Annotated in this window: 13 protein-coding genes; 8 read left to right on the top strand and 5 right to left on the bottom strand. The window is 42.8% G+C overall.

From position 1 onward, the window contains the following. The first annotated feature begins 64 nt into the window (after window positions 1-64). From gntK to C9414_RS00415, 3 genes are all read left to right on the top strand, one after another. Window positions 65-1609, top strand: coding sequence for a gluconokinase (gene gntK / locus C9414_RS00405; RefSeq protein ID WP_047203716.1), 1545 nt, complete (start codon window positions 65-67; stop codon window positions 1607-1609). Between the two features lie 24 nt (window positions 1610-1633). Then, entirely contained in the window at window positions 1634-2962 is a 1329-nt protein-coding gene (locus C9414_RS00410; RefSeq protein WP_039182672.1) for a GntP family permease, read from the top strand. Between the two features lie 110 nt (window positions 2963-3072). Next, window positions 3073-4161 carry a DNA alkylation repair protein gene (locus tag C9414_RS00415; RefSeq protein ID WP_181286103.1) on the top strand — a complete coding sequence of 363 codons (1089 nt, stop codon included), beginning with the start codon at window positions 3073-3075 and terminating at the stop codon, window positions 4159-4161. A 31-nt stretch (window positions 4162-4192) separates the two neighbouring features. Here C9414_RS00415 and C9414_RS00420 read toward each other — a convergent pair whose 3' ends face one another. Beyond that, a complete protein-coding gene (locus C9414_RS00420) occupies window positions 4193-5530 on the bottom strand; it encodes an amino acid permease (RefSeq protein WP_107162827.1) in 1338 nt (445 codons plus the stop codon). Between the two features lie 314 nt (window positions 5531-5844). Between C9414_RS00420 and C9414_RS00425 the strand changes: the two genes are divergently transcribed. Beyond that, window positions 5845-7359 (top strand): methyl-accepting chemotaxis protein, encoded by a 1515-nt coding sequence (locus tag C9414_RS00425; RefSeq protein WP_107162828.1) that lies wholly within the window; start codon window positions 5845-5847, stop codon window positions 7357-7359. Between the two features lie 39 nt (window positions 7360-7398). Here the strand turns inward: C9414_RS00425 and C9414_RS00430 are convergent, their stop codons facing one another. Both C9414_RS00430 and C9414_RS00435 read right to left on the bottom strand, forming a co-directional pair. After that, complete coding sequence (locus C9414_RS00430) at window positions 7399-8382, bottom strand: Gfo/Idh/MocA family protein (RefSeq protein WP_047203567.1); 984 nt, start codon at window positions 8380-8382, stop codon at window positions 7399-7401. A gap of 129 nt (window positions 8383-8511) precedes the next feature. Continuing rightward, window positions 8512-8871: a MerR family transcriptional regulator gene (locus C9414_RS00435; protein ID WP_039182663.1), complete on the bottom strand. Its 360-nt coding sequence runs from the start codon at window positions 8869-8871 to the stop codon at window positions 8512-8514. A 301-nt stretch (window positions 8872-9172) separates the two neighbouring features. Between C9414_RS00435 and yidA the strand changes: the two genes are divergently transcribed. Further along, window positions 9173-9985, top strand: coding sequence for a sugar-phosphatase (gene yidA / locus C9414_RS00440; RefSeq protein WP_107162829.1), 813 nt, complete (start codon window positions 9173-9175; stop codon window positions 9983-9985). 37 nt (window positions 9986-10022) lie between these two features. Here yidA and C9414_RS00445 read toward each other — a convergent pair whose 3' ends face one another. Beyond that, entirely contained in the window at window positions 10023-11030 is a 1008-nt protein-coding gene (locus tag C9414_RS00445; RefSeq protein WP_107162830.1) for a helix-turn-helix transcriptional regulator, read from the bottom strand. A 129-nt stretch (window positions 11031-11159) separates the two neighbouring features. Between C9414_RS00445 and C9414_RS00450 the strand changes: the two genes are divergently transcribed. The 3 genes from C9414_RS00450 (at window position 11160) to C9414_RS00460 (ending at window position 14297) form a co-directional block, all read left to right on the top strand. Then, on the top strand, window positions 11160-11867 hold the full coding sequence (locus C9414_RS00450) for a class I SAM-dependent methyltransferase (RefSeq protein WP_107162831.1): 708 nt from the start codon (window positions 11160-11162) through the stop codon (window positions 11865-11867). After that, the gene (locus C9414_RS00455; RefSeq protein WP_047203562.1) at window positions 11864-12961 is read left to right on the top strand and encodes a saccharopine dehydrogenase family protein; all 1098 of its coding nucleotides are present in this window, start codon (window positions 11864-11866) and stop codon (window positions 12959-12961) included. Before C9414_RS00450 ends, C9414_RS00455 begins: the two co-directional genes overlap by 4 nt. 73 nt (window positions 12962-13034) lie before the next feature. Then, the gene (locus C9414_RS00460; protein ID WP_107162832.1) at window positions 13035-14297 is read left to right on the top strand and encodes an MFS transporter; all 1263 of its coding nucleotides are present in this window, start codon (window positions 13035-13037) and stop codon (window positions 14295-14297) included. Window positions 14298-14445: 148 nt separating this feature from the next. Here C9414_RS00460 and C9414_RS00465 read toward each other — a convergent pair whose 3' ends face one another. Beyond that, a complete protein-coding gene (locus C9414_RS00465; protein WP_107163153.1) occupies window positions 14446-16269 on the bottom strand; it encodes an acyltransferase family protein in 1824 nt (607 codons plus the stop codon). Between the last annotated feature and the right edge of the window lie 223 nt (window positions 16270-16492).

A 16492-nucleotide genomic window follows, 5' to 3' on the forward strand; every position in this document is an offset into this window, starting at 1 on the left:
GGGATTTAACAGGTATATGAAAACAATAAATATGATTTCAAATCAATGATTGGGCGTGATACAGATGAAGGGAAACCAGGCGGTAATTGGTTTGGATATTGGAACAACAAGTACAAAGGCGGTTCTGTTTGGACCACAGGGGAAAGTGATAGCAAAGCATTCGGTTCCTTATGATCTCATTCAGCCCCAACCAGCATGGGTTGAACAGGACCCTGAACATATATTAGAAGCTGTCATTGCAAGTGTAAGAGGTGTGTTGACGAAAGCAGCATTTGATGCAAAACGTCTCATAGGCATCGGAATTAGTACAGCGATGCATTCCTTGATTGTGATGGATAAGGATGGCAAGGCGTTAACGAACAGTATCATTTGGGCAGATAACAGAAGTGCAGAACAAGCGAAGCGAATCATTTCGGACATGGATGGCTTCCAAGTGTATAAAAGAACCGGTACACCGATCCATCCAATGTCACCGCTTTCAAAAATAAGGTGGTTCAAGGAAATGGCACCTGATGTCTTCAAGAAGGCAGCGAAATTTATTTCCATCAAAGAATATATTCTTTATCATTTCTTTGGCCAGTATGTGGTCGATTATTCAATTGCTTCAGCAACAGGGCTGTTCCGATTGGAAACGCTTCAATGGGATGAAGAGGCGCTTCGTATTACTGGAATTAAAGCCAATCAATTGTCTGAACTTGTTCCGACGACGCATCAGCTGAGAGGTCTTCAGCCAGAGATCGCCCTGCGAATGGGTATTGCGGAAGATACACCCTTTGTGGTTGGTGCGAATGATGGGGTTCTAGCGAATTTAGGTGTGGGAGCGATTGGAAAAGGTGAGGTGGCTGTCACGATTGGGACAAGCGGTGCAGTCCGTACGGTCGTGGACAAACCAATCACAGATGAACAATCAAGAACGTTCTGCTATGCGCTGACTGATAAGCATTGGGTGGTTGGAGGACCGACGAATAATGGCGGAATCATGCTGAGATGGCTGAAGGATGAATTTGGATCCTCGGAGGTGGAGGTAGCAAAGCGCCTTGGAGTGGATCCTTACGATCTGATGATTGATATTGCGAAAAAAGTTCCAGCCGGCTCAGAGGGGCTGCTGTTTCTGCCATTTTTAACGGGTGAGCGTGCACCTTATTGGAATCCAAATGCGAGAGGTACTTTCTTTGGGATCGGTCTTCAGCATAAGCGGGAGCATTTTATAAGAGCTGTGTTAGAAGGCGTCATTATGAGTGTTTTCTCAATCGGTGTTGCCTTAAGGGATTTAACCGGTTCAGCAAAGGATGTCAGGGCATCGGGCGGTTTTGCGCGATCTCCGCTGTGGCGGCAAATTTTAGCGGATACGATGGGCAGGGAAGTACTTGTTCCAGAAAGCTACGAGGCATCAGCACTTGGGGCGGCTGTCCTCGCACTTCATAGTTTAGGTTATATGAAAGAGATAGAAGAGGTTCAAGATTGGATTCGAATCTCTGCCCGTCATGAACCAAATATGGAGAACAATGAAACATACATAGAATTGTTTTACTTATATGAGCGCCTCTATGACAAACTGAAGGATGAATTTGATGTCATCAGTGCGCTGCAATTAAAACAAAATCATTAAACATCAGGGAAAAGGTGGGAGAGCATGCTTTTATTCATCGTGATTGCAGCAATTGTCCTTTTACTCATCCTCATAACAGTTGCTAAGTTGAATCCGTTTGTGAGTTTAATTATTACTTCTATGTTAGTCGGCTTTGCCACAGGGATGGACCTGCAGGAAATCATTCAATCCATTAAAACGGGGTTAGGCAATACGTTATCATTATTGGCCATAGTTCTAGCGCTTGGCACCATGCTTGGGAAAATGATGGCTGAATCAGGTGGAGCTGAGCGGATCGCTCACACATTAATCGGCCGGTTTGGGACAAAAAATGTGCATTGGGCAATGATGTTTGTTGCCTTTATTGTGGGGATACCTGTCTTTTTCCAGGTCGGATTCGTTCTTCTCATTCCTTTATTGTTTACGATTGCGATTGAAACGGGCATCTCGCTCGTGACAATTGGGATTTCGCTCATTGCTGGCTTGTCTGTCGTTCATGGTCTTGTGCCGCCTCATCCAGCTGCCATGGCGGCTGTCGGCATCTATCATGCCAACGTGGGGAAAACCATTTTCTTTTCCATTATTGTCGGTTTACCGACAGCTATTATTGCTGGGCCGCTGTATGGAAAGTGGATTGGAAAACGGATTCATAAACCAGTTCCGGAGCTGCTGAGAAAGCAATTTACTGAACGCAATGAAGATCGAAAACTTCCCGGCTTTGCAAATACGATGTTTACGATTTTGGTGCCAGTGATTCTAATGCTTCTTGCCACACTGGCAGATATTATTTTACCAGAGGACAGTTTATGGTTTCAGATATTCAAGTACATTGGAGATCCAATTACAGCACTGCTGATTGCAACCGTGTATTCTTTCTTCAGTCTTGGCTTTGTGCAAGGGATGAGCCGTGACCGGGTGCTTTCCTTTAGTAATGAGTGCTTAGGTCCGATCGCTTCCATTCTGCTTGTCATTGGAGCAGGCGGGGCTTTCAATAATGTGCTTATCGATTCAGGTGTCGGTGATTATATTGCAGATTTAGCCAAACACTCGCCGATCTCGCCAATTTTGCTTAGCTGGCTGATTGCTGCGGTTATTCGTGTGGCAACAGGATCTGCTACGGTCTCCATGATGACCGCAGCTGGTATTGTCGCACCGATTGCTGCATCTATGCCGGATGTGAGCAGAGAGCTTCTAGTGTTAGCTACAGGGGCGGGTTCGTTGATTTTGTCTCACGTCAATGATTCTGGTTTTTGGCTGATTAAAGAGTATTTTGGTATGACCATTAAAGAAACGTTTTTGACATGGACGGCTATGGAGACAATTATTTCTGTTAGTGCTATTGCATTTATTATGATCATTAATATGTTTATATAGCGAAACGCAACAGCCTGATTCTTCGGAATTGGGCTGTTTTTGCTTTTAGCCATACCACCTTTTTCAGATTGGGGTAAAATGAAGATATTGAGAAGTGGGAGGCGGACAAGATCGAACCATTAAAACACGTTTATCATGAATTATTTATTGCAGAATTAGCCGAGAAACTTGCACAAGCGTCGACTGGATTTGATGCTGAGGAATTCCAACGGCTTGTGTTTCAAAAGGATTGGCAGCAGCTGGAGTTAAAAGGCAGAATGAGAAGAGTCACTGAATCAATGCATGCCTGTCTACCTAAGGATTATGAGCAGGCAATTGAGGTGCTGCGTCAGACAGCCCCGCATTTTTCAGGACTTAGTGCGCTTGTATTTCCAGACTACGTCGAGACGTACGGTCTAGCACATTGGGATATCTCTATCAAGGTGCTCGAATTCTTTACACCTTTTTCCACTTCTGAATTTGCCGTTCGGCCTTTTCTGATTCAGGATCAAGACAAAATGCTCGCGCAAATGCTCGTGTGGTCACAGAATCAAAATGAGCATATCCGGCGGCTTGCTAGTGAAGGATGCAGACCACGTTTGCCATGGGGATTAACTGTTCCTGCACTTAAAAAGAATCCTTCGGTTACGTTGCCTATATTAGAAAACTTGAAGTCGGACCCAGCGCGGTATGTGCAAAAAAGTGTAGCAAACCACTTAAATGACATTTCTGCGATTCAGCCTGATCTGATGAAGAAGACGGCTAAAAGCTGGTATGGTACGAATGAACATACGAACTGGATCATCAAACATGCATCCCGTACCTTACTAAAAAAAGGCGATCCAGATATCATGGCTTTGTTTGGTTATGGGGACGATCCATCTGTTCAAGTAACGGATTTGAAGGTAGAGCAAAATCCCATTCATATTGGAGAGAAAATGACCTTTCAATTTACACTTCAGGCTGCTAAGCCACTAAAGCTGCGTGTAGAGTATGCCATAGACTATGTCAAAGCTCGGGGTACCCGCAATCAAAAGGTATTTAAAATCACAGAGTTTGAAACAAGTTCAGCGTTACATAGAGAATTCGTCAGGTCACAGTCCTTTCAAAATATGACGACGAGAAAGCACTATGAGGGAACCCATACTTTAACGATTATTATCAATGGCATCCCAAAAGCATCGGTTGATTTTGAGGTAACTGAAGATAGCAGCTCATGAAAAAACCCGCCATTTCGGCGGGTTTTGGCGTTTAAGCCTTCTTTTTCATTAAGAATGAAGCGATGATGGCAGCGACTAAGAAGCCGATGCTGATAATGGAGCTAGGCAGGTTTTCTTGTCTGAATAGGAACAAAACAAAGCTCAAGCTGAGTACAAGACCTGCAAATAAAGTCAAATACGGAAACAGCCACACTTTGAAATACGGCTCCTGTGGATATTTTGGCCGCAGCTTTAGATGTGCCATACAAATGCTGATCCAAATGAGTGAAACCGCAAAACCAGGAATAGCCAGCATATAGCTGAAAATTTGGTCCGGATATAAGTAAGCAAAGAATGTTCCAATGAGAAGAAATAGAACGGTGACCCATAAACTCAAAATGGGTACGCCTCTTTTGTTGACCTGTGCCAGCTTTTTCGGACCGCCATCTGATTTAGAAAGAGAATGAATCATTCTCGTCGTTCCATAAATTCCAGAATTGGCCGCAGATAGAACGGCTGTAATCAAGACGAAATTAATGAAGTGAGAGGCGCCTTGCATACCAGCAGCAGAGAAGACTTGGACAAAAGGACTGTTATTTGGGTCAATTTGATTCCAAGGAATGAGTCCGCAGATGATCAAAATCGGCAATGTGTAAAATAAGATAATCCGCCACATCATACTTTTGACTACTCCAGGCAAGACCTTCTCCGCATCCTTTGTTTCAGTAATGGTCAGCCCGATCAATTCAGAGCCTCCATAAGAGAAAATAACCACTAAAAGTGATGCAAAGATCGCTCCCCATCCGTTCGGGACGAAGTTTTGATAGTTGGTAAGCGCTGGTGTGCTTTGTTCGTTTGGAATGATCCCAAATAATAATGCTGCACCGAGAATAATAAAGACAATAATAACGAAAATCTTCATTCCAGCGAACCAAAATTCAATTTCACCAAAGTATTTTACATTATTTAAGTTAATTCCGATGACTAAGAGTGAGCAAAGTAAACATAGTGACCATAGCGGTACGTTCGGCAGCCAGTATTGAAGCAGACTGCCAGCTGCAATAATCTCAATGACACATACAGTGAGCCACATAAAACAGTAAACCCAGCCGACGACAAATGAAAAACGTTGACCAAGCGCAATTTGTATAAGGTCGCGTAGATTATTTCCCGGGTACACAATGGCCATTTCGGCTAATGCTGCCATCACAATGAGGAGCAGCAATCCGGCAAATACATAGGAAAAGATCACCCCAGGACCTGCTAAACCAATTGTATCGGCACTACCTTTAAAGATTCCTGTACCAATGACCCCGCCCATCGCAATCATGCGAATGTGACGCGGTGATAAAAGCTTTTTTAATTCTTGTTGCTCCTGATTCACGCTCATGACGTTCTCCTTTTTTAAAAATGCTTATGTTCCATTTTCTTTTTTCAAGACGTCAGTGTCAATATAAAAAAAGAGATTTTTCAGACAAAAACAGCGGTTGATTCTATCAAAACATATATTTATATCCATAATTGCCTTATTTCATCCATATTCTAAAAATGAAACTTCAAATAAATGAAGATTTGCCTTATTTATGACATAAACAATTTTCAGTTTTTGTCGATATATCATTTGTATTACTAAAGTCCTAATAAAGAATTGTTTATAACTGTAAAATATTTCAAAAACGTTAGAGTTGAAAGGAGTTATGAAAGATGTTTAAGAGAAAAGGAAATGATTCATCGGCTGGAATCCTTCTGAGTGAAAGCAGCCAATTAATAGAAAGAATCGAAAAAGGAGACCTTTCAGCAAGACTAGACACTGCTGCATTCTCTTCAAGCCAAACGATAGAAGCGGTAGCGCAAATTAATGAAGCTTTGCAAAAGATGCAAGAAGCAAATGAAAATATTCAAATGCGGATGGATTTAGTGACAAAAGCCATTCAAGTTGGCTTATGGGATATGGTCGTTATCGCTGGAGATCCAGTTAATCCAAAAAACGAATTCACATGGACGGATGATTTCCGCAAAATGCTCGGCTTTCAAAATGAGCACGATTTTCCGAATGTTTTAGATAGCTGGGCATCTCGAATTCATCCGGATGAACAAGAATATACTCTAAATGCATTCTCTTCGCATTTATTGGATCATTCTGGGCGTACGCCATATGATATCGAATATCGCATAAAGTTGAAAAACGGAGATTATCGCTGGGTCAAAGCAACTGGAACGACTGTTCGTGATCGAAATGGTGTCCCTCTTCGTGTGGCGGGAGCTCTTTTTGATATTCATGATCAGAAATTGAAAGAAGAAGAGCTGCAAGCCTTGGTGACAAGATTTGACTTGATTAGTAGAGCGCTTGTTGAAGCTCCTTGGGACATGGTCTTAGAAGACGGCGATCCAGACCATCCCAATACCGAAATCTGGTGGTCTCCACAGTTCAGAAATACGCTTGGTTTTACGGATGAAAAAGATTTCCCGAATGTTCTGAGCAGCTGGATCGACCGTCTGCATCCTGAGGATCAAGAAAATGCTGTTAAAACCTTTTTAGGTCATGTAAATGATCACTCTGGACGTACACCACTTGATGATAACTTCAGATTACAAAATAAAAATGGTGAGTACCGCTGGTATCATGCTGGTGGTGAAACCATTCGTGATGAAAAAGGTGTTGCTCTTCGTGTCGCAGGAACCATTCGTGACATCACGTTAGAAAGAAACAAAGAGGAAACAGCGAATGAAATGGCGTCACAAGTAGAACAGCTTTCAAGTTCTATTAGCGAGATGGTTTCGGGCATCAGCTCTGTGACAAATCAAGCACAGGAGCTGGCTGTCGCTCAAGAGCAGTCAACGTCTGCCGCCCACTTAGCAAAAAATAGTGCAGATGAGACGAAAAATATTTCTGACTTAATCAAAGAAGTGGCGAACCAAACGAACCTGCTGGGTCTAAATGCTGCGATTGAAGCAGCTAGAGCTGGTGAACAGGGCCGCGGATTCTCTGTCGTTGCAGATGAAGTACGAAAGCTGGCGCTGCATAGTGCCAATGCAACGGAAAATATCGAATCTAGTTTAACGGATATGAAAACACAAATTGATGAAATTCTTGATAATATCTCGAATATGACAGCTCTTACGCAAACTCAGGCTGCTTTAACAGAGCAAGTGAATGCTGCAGTCGATGAAGTGAATCACATGTCTCAGCGTCTTGTGGCATTTTCAAAGAGTATTTAATCGTCAAAAACCGCCCTCTCGTCGAAGGCGGTTTTTTCATTAAAATTGATCTGCTGGGAAAACAATACCTGCATCTTTTCTTGCAGCGTCAAGGACTTTCATCACGGAGAGACTTTCATCAAGCCATGCATAGCACTGTTCGTGATTTTCTGTCTCAATAATATGCTGGAAAGCTTCAGCCTCATAAAACAGACGGTTTGGATTCGTTTGTGCATTGAGTGAGACGACTCTGTCATCAACATGCAGCAGTACTTCCTCACATCCATTCGCCCCATTTTTCACATGAATGAAGCCTTTTTCTCCTTGAATCAATGCAAAGTTCATGCTGCTTGTATCCTTACTGCCCACACTTGTCGCAATAAAATCATTGTAAGTGAACGTCAAAACACCAGATGTGTCAATACCGTTTGGATGGCGGTTTGCCTGATATCGGACCTGCTCTGGTGATCCAAAGAGGTTCATGATGAAATGGACATTATAGATATTAATATCCATCAGCGCTCCTCCAGAGAACGCAGGGTTAAAGACATTTGGCGTTTCTCCGACTAGCAGCTGATTATATTTGCTTGAATATTGACTATAGTTGCATTGAACCAGTTTGATTTTGCCTAATTGATGAAGATGCTTTTTGATTAAATGATAGTTTGGCATATGAACAGTCGTAATGGCTTCAAATAGGAGAAGCTGCTTTTCCTTTGCGAGAGCGATTAAGGCTTCCAGCTCTTTAACATTTGAGGTGAAAGGCTTTTCGCATATCACATGTTTTCCGTGTTTCAATGCAGCTGTCGCATGCTCGCTATGTAAACGATTCGGTGACGCGATATAAACGGCTTCTACGTGAGGATCTTCTAGCATAGCGGTTAGATCCGTATAAGTTGTCTGCACCCCAAATTGGTCTGCGAGCTTCTTTGCCGTTTCTTCCTTTCTTGAATAGACAGCGCGACAAGAAGCACCTTCGAGCTGGTCAATCGCTTGCAGGAAGCCTTCCACAATGATACCTGTTCCAATGGTTGCGATGTTCATTTCCAAAACCCCTTCCACTCGTTTAAGCTGTCTCTAGTATAACCGATGTTTTCGTTGGACGTGTAATGAGATACCTGAGCGAAGGTGTGCCAGTGACCAAGACCGGCACCCCTTTGGCAACCCTTACAATCAGCTGATGTTTGCTAATGTTTGCTTTGTTAACAATTGAATAGCTGCCTTCCTTTTTTTTAACTCTTGAATAGAGTGTTGAATATCTTCGACTTTTTGCTCGAGCAGCTGTTCAGCTTCTGTTTTTGACTGTTTTTCGAAAAGTGATTTGATAATTTCACGAATTTCTTTAAGGGAAAAATCTAGCTTTCTCGCTTCGGTGATAAATGATAGCATGAGTACATATTTTTTATCATATAGACGATAGCCGTTATGCGCTCTTTTGGGCTCTGGGAGCACTCCTTCATTTTCGTAAAAACGAATGGTTTCAATATGTACTCCAGACATTTTTGACAATTTACCTCTCGTAAACGTAATCATTCCCTGCACCTCCTTTCTTTGCTATCCATCATACAATTAGATTTGCTAGTTTCAAAACATTCTATAGTGGTAAACAATTGTTCTATTTTACTTGTTGTAAATGGGGGATCAGCACGATGAATAGAATACGTTATAATAGAGTAGACTCATGTGATATTTGTTACATATGTGAACAAGTAGACAGCGTGAAGAAAAAACGATAGGCTAAAATAGGTAAATAGTAATGAAATAACCTGTCATCATGGGAATGGTGGCTCAAAATAGTGACAGCACGTTTTTGCTGAGAAAAGGGGACCAGTGAATGTATAAATTAGTCGCAATTGATATGGATGGTACGTTATTAAATGATCAACATATGGTGCCGGATGAAGTGTTTGAAGCCATTCAACAGGCAAAGGCAGAAGGAATTAAAATTGTTTTATGTACAGGCCGGCCAATTGGCGGGGTAAATCGCTATTTAGCAGATCTTCAGCTTGATCAAGAGGGAGATTATGTGATCGCCTATAATGGAGCACTTGTTCAAAACAGCCATACAAATGAAGTGGTGTCAGAGCTGACATTATCCTATGATGACTTAACTTCTTTATATGAATTGAGCCGTCAGCTGGATACACCGATGCATTATTTCGATTCAGCCAATTTGTACACACCGAATCGCGATATTAGTGAATACACAGTGCATGAAGCCTATTTAACAAAGCTGCCGCTGAAATATATGCCTGTTGAAGAGGCAGATTCATCGATGAGACTTCCGAAGATGATGTATATTGATCAGCCAGAACGGTTGGAAAAAACGATACAAGCCATCCCGTCTGAAGTGAAGGAAAAGTATATGATGGTGAAAAGTACAGATTTCTTCCTTGAAATCCTGCATCCTGATGTGAGTAAGGGAAATGCTGTGAAGCTTCTAGCGAAGGAGCTGGGTATTCCTCGTGAAGAAGTCATGGCCATTGGTGACAACGGGAACGACGTATCAATGCTAGAGTTTGCGGGCTGCGGCGTCGCTATGGGAAATGCCATTGATGATGTCAAAGCTGTTGCAGATGTTGTAACAAAATCTAATAATGAAGCCGGAGTAGCACATGTGCTGCATGAGCTGGTTTTAGGAAAATAAAAAGAGAGAGCGGTCTACCAGTGCGGTAGCCGCTTTTTTATATATTGGAGAAAAAGTAAACAAGCATACGTCTGCTGCTTAAATTCGTCTTTTGCAGCATCGCTTTCACATGATCATGAACGGTATGGGGTGAAATAAATAACGTGCTCGCAATTTCCTTTGTCGACTGGCCCTTTAATAAGCAGTCGAGGACGTTCATCTCTCTTTCTGTCAGTCTGTACGTTTTCGCCGCATAAGGAAGGATATCATGGGTTTGAGCTCTCTTGATGCGAATCATGACAGCCTCCTCCTGCCTGTCAGCCTGCGCTAATCGAAAGGCTTGAAGAGAGAGAAACAACCCCGTAGGCAATCTCGTCATGCTTGCCGTTGTTTGCTCAATACCGCCGTATAAAAGTTTTGCCCCTAATGCTCTAAACGGGCGTGGCATGATCGCCCTGTCATGGATTTGTTCAAAGGCTTGAAACGTCTGAAGCCAATGAAGACCTGTCTCATTTCCATAAAGAAGCTTGTAGTCGTGCGAAAGAATAAGGAAGCCTTGTTGCTCCGCCGCCGCGTCTTCTTCAGTATCTCTTTTCTTGAAAAGTTCATCTCTTAGCTTGGCTGCGAGTCTGGGCGTTTGTTCGATGACCGCTTGGATATCATTTTCTTGAAAAGGTTCCTTGTCCTTTAGACGATAGAGGCTGGCCATCCCCCAGCATTCCCCTTGAATCACAAGAGCTGCCCGCAATTCATCAGACCATCCTTTAGGTAACAAAATGTTTTGGTAGCGCTCACTGCTAAGGTATTCTCCGCTTTGGACTAGGCTCGCAGCATGAACTGGGCCTTTGGCTAGAAACTCATGCTGATGTACGTCCCTTTTTAAAAACTCATTTTGAAACAGCTGGTCATGAATTTCTTCAATCGGTTCATCTGTGAAGGAACCTGTCGAGAGGAGAGTGGCTGGATCAATGGTCGTGATACAGGCGGCATCAAAATCAAGGACGGCAGCAAGTTCGTCCCGAATGTGTTGTCTCAGCTGCTGAAAATGAGTGGCTGGATTGGTCACATGATCTCCTCCTCAAAAATCCCCACTTTTAGGGATCGTGTTTTCTGGTGTCTCTTTTTACAATAAAGATGTCATATCGTTAGTGTACAGGAAACGATGGAAAGCGGAAAGGAACTGGAGGAGAAGGACATGAAAGAAAACCAGCATTGGCACGATCCTGTTGCTGAGTCATATGCAGCGACGATTTCGCATAAAGTACCCGGCTATCACCTTTTGCATGAGTTAACAGTAGATGTATTAGAAACTGAAATAAAGAAAGCGGGCTCTCGTATTCTAACTGTCGGAGCAGGTGGGGGCGAAGAGATCATCAACATGTTACAAAGAAAAGACAACTGGCTCATCACGGGGGTCGATCCGTCACCTTCTATGCTGGACATGGCGAAACAACGAGTTGCACAGCTAGAAATGGAGGCGCGTGTCACATGGCATGAGGCCTCATTAGATACGGTTTCAGCTGAACCTGTTTACGATGCAGCAGTGAGCTTGCTTGTCATTCATTTTATAGAAAATCGCCAGCTCTTTTTAAACGAGGTTGCCCGCAGGCTTCAACCAGAAGCACCGTTTATGTTGGCATTTATACAAGGCGAGATGAAGACCCATGCATTTCAACAGGAGCTTCACATGCTTTCCCTTTTCATGCAGCGGCAAGGCCTAGAAAAAGAGGTGTTTACGTCCTTTAAAAACAGGCTGGGACACACGACACACCCTGTTCCCGAGGAAGAAATAAAAGAGCATTTAATCAAAGCAGGATTTGAAGACATCAGACCTTATTTTCAGGCAGGAATAATCAAAGGGCTTGTTTGCAAGCGGAATCGTAGAGAGGCGGATGAGAAATGAGAACACAGGTGATGGTGATAGGCGGCTATGGACATGTTGGACAGCAAATATGTCTTCAGCTAAGTGAAGTGTATCCCGGTCAAATTGTTGCAGCAGGCAGAAGCTATGAGAAGGCAGAGAAATTTTCACGCCAGACAAAAGGGAAGGTACTTCCCTATCAACTTGATGTCAGTGAGCCGTTATTTTCGGACTGGGTGGATCAAACAAAGCTGGTGATCATGTGCCTTGATCAAGAAGACCCGTCATTTGCTGAAACAGTTCTGCGGTCAGGTATTGATTATATAGATATCTCTGCGAAAGGGGCGTACATGGAACAGGTGGCAAAGCTGGATCAGCAGTACATCGGTGCAACGGCTTTACTCAGTGTTGGGCTTGCGCCTGGCCTTACGAATTTATTGGCAGCAAAAGCATCATCTATGCTCTCATCGGTCAATCAAATAGATATAGGGATTATGCTTGGATTGGGTGATCAGCATGGAAAAGCCGCCATTGAATGGACGCTTGACAATGTCCATACTGACTATGTGCTTACTGAGCATCATCAACGTAAAAGAGTCAAAAGCTTTACTGGAGGAAAGCGTATAGATTTTGGGGTGAAACTTGGAAAGAGGAAAGCCTATCAGTTCCCCTTCTCTGATCAGCAGACATTGCCTTTGACACTCAGCGTGCCTTCTGTGACGACAAGGCTTTGTTTTGATTCTCGCGTGGCAACGCGGGCATTTGCCTTCACAAGGAGTCTTGGAATGACGTCACTTCTCACTGTTCCGAAAATCAAGGGAAGAGCCATTTCCATGATTCAATCGGCTCAAATGGGAACAGATCAATATGCAGTGAAAGTGGAGGCGACAGGAATGGAGAGGAACAAAATTCATCAAGCAGCGCTTGGAATAAAAGGGCATGATGAGTCTCAAGCCACAGCTCAAGTCGCCTCTGCTGCAGCACTACATTTATTGAGCAGGCGGTTTCAGACAGGTGTGTTTCATATCGAACAATTATTTTCATTAGCGTATGAGAATGGAGAATTTGCGTTGGTGGATCAAAAAACGAAGGAAAAGCGTGTGTTAGCGCTAAAAGCCAGCCTTTTAACCGCATAAAAGAATACGGGGGGTAGACGGGTTTGATAAAAAGGTTACGTTTTGCAAATAAATTTCAAGTGGGTGTTTACAAGTGTTAAATACAGAACAAGATATAATTAAGAATTATATAGATTCACCCAAAAAATTATATAAACGAGTATTGTTCGTTGTTAGTCTATCGCAAATATTTGGAGGGGCTGGACTAGCCGCAGGGATTACGGTAGGTGCCCTTCTAGCTCAACAAATGCTTGGAACGGAAGCCTATGCAGGAGTGCCAATGGCTTTATTTACTTTGGGGTCGGCTTGGGCAGCTTTCGTTGTAGGAAAACTTTCACAACGTTATGGACGACGCATCGGTTTATCGACAGGTTTTGTTGTTGGAGGGATCGGAGCAATTGGCGTTGTGATTGCAGCTATGATGAATAGTGTCATTTTATTATTTGCATCGCTCTTCATTTACGGTGCGGGAACAGCCACAAATTTACAAGCTCGTTATGCTGGGACTGACTTAGCTAACTCTAAACAGCGTGCAACGGCCATTAGTATAACAATGGTCATGACAACATTTGGGGCTGTAGCAGGTCCGAATTTAGTTGAAATGATGGGTAAATTCGCCGTATCAATTGGTGTTCCATCACTTGCGGGTCCCTTTATTTTATCAGCCGCAGCATTTATTGTAGCAGGTCTTGTCCTTTTTATTCTGCTGCGTCCTGATCCGTTAGTTATTGCTCAAAGAATAGCAGCTTACAAAGCAAAACATGAGCCTGGAAATCAACCAGATGCTGTTGATAAAAAAATAGATAAAAAAGGGATTACAGTAGGTGCCACGGTGATGATCTTAACTCAAATTGTCATGGTTGCACTCATGACCATGACACCGGTACATATGCAGCATCATGGTTATGGATTAGCCGAAGTGGGAATTGTTATTGGTTTTCATATAGGTGCAATGTATCTTCCTTCACTTATCACGGGTGTACTTGTAGATAAATTAGGACGAACAACTATGAGCATAGCGTCGGGCATAACATTGTTACTTGCTGGTTTAATAGCAGCATTCGCACCAAATGATTCAATGATTCTATTAATCATTGCTCTGTCTTTACTTGGATTGGGATGGAACTTTGGTTTAATTAGTGGTACTGCTCAAATAGTTGATTCTACAGAACCATCAACCCGGGCTAAAACCCAAGGAACACTCGATGTTTTTATTGCGTTAGCAGGTGCTGCTGGCGGTGCTCTTTCAGGAATGGTAGCTGCGAATACGAGTTATGCTACATTATCTTTAAGCGGAGGAATTTTATCTTTATTTCTCATACCTGTAATAGTTTGGTCCTTTAAAAGTAAAACATAATGCAGCTCCGTGCTCCATCACAAAAAAAGACATGCCCCCCATCATGGGAGAGCATGTCTTTTCTTCATCCTCCATAAAAATACGTTTTGCTTCATAGTAGAGCATCTGCACAAATTTCTTCACATTGACAAGCTGGATGCTAGTCTTTTTATGATGATGTCGACACATCCCCTTTTTTCTTGATGCTCGCTGTGATGAGCTGTGTCAATGTGTCAGAACCTTTTTTTGAAAGGTGAACACCATCAGGCTGGAAATAGGATGGCTGTCCACTAGCGGCTGAATGCCAATCAACCAAGGTGACATTTTGATCGTGATCGGCCACTCGCTGAATTACAGCATTCACATCATTTTCCCATGACCTCGGTACCCTCGTATTCACTAGGAAAATATGTGCCTTTGAAAAGTTTTGAATGAATGCTTTCAGCGTATCCTCAGTAAAATAACCATTTGTGCCAAGTTCAATGATAACAGCGGCATCAGATTGATTAAATGATTTGTATTGAGGGGCGATGCTGATGGCTTCATTCATCTGTCTGCCAACCTTCCCATCGATGGTGATCTGTTTATATGCTTTTTCAAGATTCGGCGCAATGTCTAACATGACAGAATCACCAATGGCAAGAATTTGGTGAAATTGTTTTTGATCAGCTGCTTTTTTCTCGTGCTTTTCTTTCTTTTTCTTCGCTTTTGATTCCGAAGGTTCGGCTGTTTTTTTCGGTGCTGTCTTAATTTGCGTCACTTCCTTCACATGTGGGGAGGAAGTGGACGAGTTAGACATACCAATGATAAATAAGATCAAAAGAGCTGCGGTGATTCCAAGGAACACCTTATTAGATGTAGACCATTGTTTGATTCCTTTTTTCCAAATAGACCAAGAGGCAAAATATTGTCTGAAGCCATGCTGGCGGATGGGCTGTTCGATGAAGCGATAGGAAGCCTCAGCAACTAGTAAAATGGTGATGAGCTGCAATGTGACACGCGCGAGGGAAGGCTGTCCAATTTCAATGACCGGTGTGGTCAGTACGATAATGGGATAATGCCACAGATAAATACCATAAGACCGCTTACCAAGCCAGACGAGCGGCTGAAAGGACAGCCATTTCCCGATAAGACTTGCAGGGTGACAGACGCACGCAATTAAGATGGCCGCATTTAGACAGAATAAAAGCATGCCGCCCTGATAGAGAAAGGCATCGAAATCGTCCACTGCATAAACACAAAGTAGGAAAATCGCAAACGAACCGAACCCGGCAATATGTAAAATACGTCTGCCAACAGGAAGCAATTTCTTGCTGGATAGTCTTTGCATAGGCCACACAAATGCCAGACTGCATCCAATCAGGAGCGCAAATGCACGAGTATCTGTTCCATAATAAACCCTGCTTGGATCGGTATCTGGTGAATAAAGAATCGCCATCCATAGGGCGGAGACAAGTGCTAGGCCAAAGGTGATCATAGGCAGATGAGACCTGTTCTTTACCCATTTCAGCCCTGCAATCAACAGTACCGGCCAAATGATATAAAATTGCTCTTCAATTGCCAAAGACCACAAGTTTTTCAGTGGAGATAGGGCATTGAAGCTATCAAAATATGAAAGCTCGTGAAAAATATACCACCAGTTACTGACATAAAAAAAGGACGATATGGCATCGCCACGAATGGACAATAATGCGTTTGAACCAGCAATCGCGCACCAGCTGACGGTTATAAAAATCATGATGTAAGCAGCTGGAAGAAGCCTCCTGATCCGTCCCATCCAAAATGGCAAAAGCTCTTGATAGCCTAAATCCTGCTTATGTAACAAGATCGTTGTAATCAAGTAACCAGAAATGACAAAAAATAAATCAACGCCAAGAAACCCGCCGCTTGCGGGTCCGATATGTAAGTGATAAGCAATGACTGCCAATACAGCAACGGCTCTTAGTCCATCTAATCCTAAAATATAACGAAAACGATTTTCCTTGCTGTTCATGAAAATGAATCCCCCATCAATGTCAAACGCTTCTTTTTGTTGTTCATTCAAAAGAGCAACGATTCTTTTATTTTATATAAGATTAGACGAATCAGCATTACATTTTGTTGGCGAATTTCTGTCTTTTTTTAAATTTTTTTCATACGAAAAAAGAATTGGTGGGTGAAGAGATGCCGAATTTGATACTCAAAACCAAAATCCCTGTCATAATAAAAGAAGAAGG

It is taken from the genome of Bacillus sp. Nf3 (genome assembly GCF_003028545.1).
Lineage (GTDB): Bacteria > Bacillota > Bacilli > Bacillales > Bacillaceae > Bacillus > Bacillus safensis.